The 6,015-nt window shown below is 39.8% G+C and carries 3 protein-coding genes; all 3 read left to right on the forward strand.

Features of this window, described 5'->3' with window-relative positions; all coding sequences use genetic code 11:
• Positions 1–208 precede the first annotated feature (208 nt).
• The 3 genes from PHT93_RS14925 to PHT93_RS14935 are packed head-to-tail and all read left to right on the forward strand — an operon-like array spanning position 209 to position 5,713.
• On the forward strand, positions 209–1,408 hold the full coding sequence (locus tag PHT93_RS14925; protein WP_300244533.1) for an efflux RND transporter periplasmic adaptor subunit: 1,200 nt from the start codon (positions 209–211) through the stop codon (positions 1,406–1,408).
• A gap of 15 nt (positions 1,409–1,423) precedes the next feature.
• Positions 1,424–4,528 carry an efflux RND transporter permease subunit gene (locus tag PHT93_RS14930; RefSeq protein WP_300244535.1) on the forward strand — a complete coding sequence of 1,035 codons (3,105 nt, stop codon included), beginning with the start codon at positions 1,424–1,426 and terminating at the stop codon, positions 4,526–4,528.
• 9 nt (positions 4,529–4,537) lie between these two features.
• Entirely contained in the window at positions 4,538–5,713 is a 1,176-nt protein-coding gene (locus PHT93_RS14935; RefSeq protein ID WP_300244538.1) for a TolC family protein, read from the forward strand.
• The last annotated feature ends 302 nt before the right edge of the window (positions 5,714–6,015 follow it).

Raw genomic sequence — 6,015 nt, forward strand, 5'->3', positions numbered from 1 at the left:
ACTCAGGAACGACAGCATAAACCCTATCTGCTGTTATACACTTCAGTTCTTGCAGACTCTATCCATAGTCTGCGGGCTCCCCCCATGTCTTTTCATTCCTGATAACAACGTTGTTATTAGTTGATTCTTATTTTATTTATCAAAATATTTTATTAGAGACATCTTGTCTTTAATTGAATTACTTTTTCATTACTAAAATAATAATCGAATGAAGCGATATTTGATATACGGGCTATGTCTTTTAGCCTTTAGCTGGGGGTGTAATTCCGCAGATAAACAAACAGCTGAACAGAAACATGAACATAGTCATGAAGGACATAACCATGACCATGGAGATGAAGAATACGACCACGACCATGAAGGGCATAATCATGATCACGAAGGACACACCGACGAAATTCTGTTTACAGAAGCGCAGGCTAAAGCCTGTGGACTTGAAGTGGTGGTCGTAGAGCCTGAAAGTCTTTCGGAAGTGATTAAAACATCCGGACAAATACTTTCTGCTACCGGAGATGAAATAACAGTAGCGGCTACCACAAGTGGTATCGTAACGTTTTATTCGGGAGGAAAAAATCCGGGATTAGCTGTTCGTTCCGGAGAAGCGTTAGTTGCCGTTTCCTCAAAAAAGATGCTGGATGGAGATCCGATGTTGAAAGCTCAATCGGCCTATCAGATTGCCGAGAAGGATTTCAAACGTGCTGATGCATTAATTAAGGACAAACTGATCTCTGAAAAAGAGTACAATGAAATAAAATTGGCTTACGAAAATGCCCGTATTGCTTATGACGCGTCTGCCGGTAAACAGTCTGAGAAAGGAACTAATATCACATCACCCATAAATGGTTTTATAAAGAATCGTTTGGTAAATGAGGGTGATTATGTAGAAGCCGGCACTCCTCTGTTTACGATCACTCAAAACCGTAAACTCCAATTGAGAGCTGACGTTTCTGAAAGCCATTACAATAAACTGAAAAGTATCTCTTCTGCTAATTTCCGGACTCCTTATAGTTCTGAAATCTATAAATTATCAGAGCTGAACGGACGTTTGGTTTCTTTTGGAAAATCGGCTGGAGGCTCGTATTATATTCCTGTGTTTTTTGATTTTGACAATGTTGGAGATGTGCTGCCGGGTGCTTATACAGAAGTATTTTTACTTGGAAAACCAATAAAAGAAGCGCTAACGGTTCCGGTATCTACTTTAACGGAAGAGCAAGGATTGTTCTTTGTCTATGTACAATTAGATGAAGAAGGATATCAAAAACGGGAAGTGAAAACGGGTATTTCAAACGGAGAAAAAACCGAAATACTTTCCGGTATTTCCGAAGGAGAGAAGGTTGTCAGCAAAGGTGCTTACCATATAAAACTTTCAACGGCTTCAGCGTCTATTCCTCACGGACATGAACATTAATATGGAGGATGGATTATGCTGAATAAAATAATACATTTTTCGTTAAACAATCGGATTGCAATTCTTGTCGGGGCATTTTTACTTTTGTTCGGAGGACTGTATGTTGCCCGTAATATGGAGATTGACGTATTCCCTGATCTGAACGCACCAACGGTTGTTGTGATGACTGAAGCAAATGGTATGGCTTCAGAAGAAGTAGAAAGACTTGTGACTTTTCCTATTGAAACGGCTGTAAACGGAGCCACAGATGTAAGACGTGTACGTTCTTCCTCTACTACTGGTTTTTCCGTTGTTTGGGTCGAATTTGAATGGGGTACGGACATTTATCGCGCCAGACAAATTGTGACAGAAAAATTAGCCGCTCTCGGAGATGCACTCCCCGAAAATATTGGTCAGCCCACATTGGGGCCTCAATCTTCAATTATGGGTGAAGTGTTAACGATCGGTCTGACATCGGATTCAACGTCTTTACAAGACTTGAGAACGATTGCAGACTGGACTATTCGTCCGCGTTTATTGTCCACCGGTGGAGTTGCGCAGGTTACGGTTATTGGAGGTGATATTAAAGAATATCAACTATTGCTTGATCCCGGGAGACTGAAACATTACGGTATTAGTTTAGATGAAGTTCTTACTGCAGTCCGTAACATGAACAGAAACTCTTCCGGTGGAATTATTTATGAGTATGGCAATGAATACATCATACGCGGACTTCTTCAAAGCAATGAAATAAACGAGTTAGGCAAAGCGGTAATCGCCAAAAGAGAGGATTATCCCGTACTGCTCCGAGACATTGCAGAGATACGGATAGAAAGCAAGAAACCTCGTTTAGGCGTTGCTTCAGAGAAAGCCAAAACGGCTGTGCTGATGACTGTCACGAAACAACCGAACACCAATACATTGGAATTGACAAAGAAGCTCGATGCCTCTATTCTCGATCTACAGAAAAACCTGCCTGCTGATGTGACTATCTCCACAGATATATTCAGACAAGAACGCTTTATAAACAGTTCGATCGGCAACGTGCAGAAATCGCTTTATGAAGGATCTTTGTTTGTTGTCATTATTATTTTTCTGTTTCTGATGAACGTTCGCGCAACGTTTATATCATTGCTTACCATACCGCTTGCCCTTTTAGCCTCCATTTTATCACTTAAGATGATGGGGCTTACAATTAATACAATGAGTCTCGGAGGTATGGCTATTGCAATCGGTTCATTGGTAGATGACGCTATTATTGATGTTGAAAATGTATTTAAACATATTCGGGAAAATAAACTAAAACCTGAATCCGAGAGGCTAAAGATATTGGATGTTGTGTTTGAAGCATCTAAAGAAGTTCGTATGCCGATTCTAAATTCTACATTAATTATTATCGCTTGTTTTGTTCCTCTGTTTTTTCTGAGCGGCATGGAAGGACGTATGCTTATCCCCTTGGGAATAGCGTTCATTACAGCTCTGTTTGCTTCTACATTGGTTGCATTGACGGTAACTCCGGTCTTATGTAGTTATTTACTGGGAAGAAGTAAAAAAGAGAAAGCAGACAAAGAAGTAGGATTGGTTGTTAAATTAAAACAATGGTATAAACGCAGTTTACACTGGGCTCTTTTAAACCAGAAAAAGGTACTTACTGGTACCGGAATATTGCTTGTTTCGGCATTAGTGATTTTCTTTTTCTTAGGACGCAACTTCCTGCCTCCATTTAATGAAGGATCTTTTACGATTACTGTAAATACATTGCCCGGTATTTCACTTGATGAATCCGATAAAATTGGTCGTCAGGTTGAAAATTCATTATTAACAATACCGGAGATTCAGACGGTAGGACGCAAGACAGGTCGTGCTGAATTAGACGAACATTCATTCGGAGTGAATGTATCAGAGATAGAAGCTCCTTTTCTTCTGAAGAATCGTTCCAAAGACGAGCTGTTAGAAGAAGTACGCGAAAAATTAGCAGCCATACCGGGTATCAGCTCGGAAGTTGGACAGCCCATCTCTCACCGTCTCGATCATATGCTGTCAGGAACAAAAGCAAACATTGCAATTAAATTGTTCGGCGCTGACTTAAACCGATTGTACACGATCGGAAATCAGATCAAGTCCACAATCGGAGGTATCGACGGGATTGCAGATCTTAATGTAGAGCAACAAGTAGAACGTCCTAATCTGACCATTAAGCCTAAACGGGAAATCATGGCTAAATACGGCGTAACATTACCTGAGTTTGCGGAAGTTGTCGGAACAATGCTTTCCGGAGAGGTTGTGTCGCAAGTATATGAAGAAGGAAAAACGTTTGATTTAGTTGTGAAGGTTGATGATAAATATAAAGATACGGCCGAAAAGATTAAACACCTCTCTATTGATACAGACAAGGGAAAAATACCTCTTGAATATATAGCAGAAGTAACGTCAACAACAGGGCCTAACACAATCAGCAGGGAAAACGTACAACGTAAGATAGTCATTTCAGCGAATGTGGCCGGACGGGATTTGCGTGGAGTAGTGAATGATATACAACAAAAAGTGGACGAAAGCATACAACTGCCGGAAGGGTATCATGTTGAATATGGAGGACAGTTTGAAAGTGAGCAGGCAGCATCACGTACGCTACTTGTAACATCGTTATTTGCTATATTGGTTATATTCTTATTGCTTTATCACCAATTCAAGAACGCTGCACAATCCGCTGTTATTCTGTTAAACCTGCCACTTGCGCTAATTGGAGGCGTATATGCTGTTCTTTTCACTTCGGGAGAAATAAGCATACCGGCTATTATCGGATTTATCTCGTTGTTTGGTATTGCTACCCGAAACGGAATTCTGCTGATGGCACATTATAACGACCTCTATTCTAATGGCAACAGCATTGATAATGCCATCCGACAAGGTTCATTAGACCGTCTGAATCCGATCTTAATGACTGCCCTTTCTTCAGCGTTAGCTCTGATTCCACTTGCTATTCAGGGAGACCTTCCGGGCAATGAGATACAAAGTCCGATGGCGAAAGTGATTTTAGGAGGTTTGTTTACTTCTACCTTGCTGAACATGTATATCGTTCCGATCATCTATAGAATGATGCACAGGAAGGAAATAAAGAACGAGTCAATAACAATAGAATAAAGTAGTCGTATGAAAAAGACAATATATATGCTTTTACTTTCGTCTCTCCTTTCTCCTGTCTGGGCACAGGATGAAGGGCAGATTTTAGAAAGTATCAAACAGAATAATACCACATTGAATGCCTTGAGAGAAAAGGCTTCTGCGGATAAAATAGCCAATAAGACTGGTATAAACCCGGCTAATCCGGAGGTTGAGTTCGGTTATTTATGGGGAAGCCCTTCAGAAATAGGCAACCGGAAAGACCTGAGTATTGCACAGACCTTTGATTTCCCTACGGCCTATCATTATAAGACGCAACTCAGCAAAGGACAGAACAGGCAGGTGGATTTCTTATTCGCTGCTGAGGAACGTGCTATCATACAGGAAGCCAGATTAATCTGTATCGAATTAACGTATAGAAATTTGTTTGAAAAGCAACTTTCAAAACGTTTAAAACAGGCAGAAGAATTAGCCGAAGGCTATGAAACGCTTTTTTCCAAAGGTGAGATCAATATAATTGATTATAATAAAACAAAACTGAACTTGTTGAATACCCGTAAGGCTTACGAAGTAAATCAGGTGGAACAAAAAGCGTTGTCAGACAAACTACAAACACTGAATGGAGGTATGCCTGTCAATACGGAACTTCTGTTGTCTTATTCGGATTATTTGTTGCCGAAGGATTTTTCTTCCTGGCTTTTGCTTGCTGAAGAACGGAATCCGAATCTCAAAGCAACCGAACAGGATATTGCGTTGAGCAGAAAACAGGAACAACTGACTAAAGCGTTAAACCTGCCCAAACTAAGTGCCGGTTATGTAAGCGAACGTGTTCCGGGTACAACTCAACAAGGTGTAAGTGTAGGTGTTTCTATTCCATTATGGGAAGGTAAAAATACGGTCAGGCATCAAAAAGCAAGAACTATTGCCATGCAAGCGCAATACGATGATACCCGTTTACAATTTCAAAATGAGTTGAAAAGTAATTATGAGAAAGCGCAGAAATTGTATGGTGTGCTTCAGGAATATGATCAGCTATTAAAGACCTCAAGTAATGAAGAATTATTAGAGAAAGCCTTCAAGCAAAAGCAGTTGTCCCTGATCAACTATTTATTAGAGCTATCAGCGTATTATGATGCGGTAGATCAATACTTGGAAACCGAAAAGGAATATCAGCTTATTGCTGCGGAATTGAGACAGTGGGAGTAAAGTCTTTTCAGATAGACAGTTAACTAAAAACCCGTTGGCGAATTAAATATCGACTAATTTAACTCCGTCAACGGGCATTTTTTACATATTGAAAATCAACGAAAAAACAGGCGTAAAAATATAAAGGTTATTTTTCCAAATATAAAGGATATTTTTGGAAAAATATCCTTTATATTTTTTCCCGACTTTGACGGTCGTATTGATTTTACATATAAAATACCCGTTGAATAGCAATGGTTCATGTTTGATTTTATCAGAAATCGTTTTGTAGTGTCTATGGAGATAAAGTGTTCAGGATCTTT

Source organism: Massilibacteroides sp. (assembly GCF_028705895.1).
Classification (GTDB): domain Bacteria; phylum Bacteroidota; class Bacteroidia; order Bacteroidales; family Tannerellaceae; genus Massilibacteroides.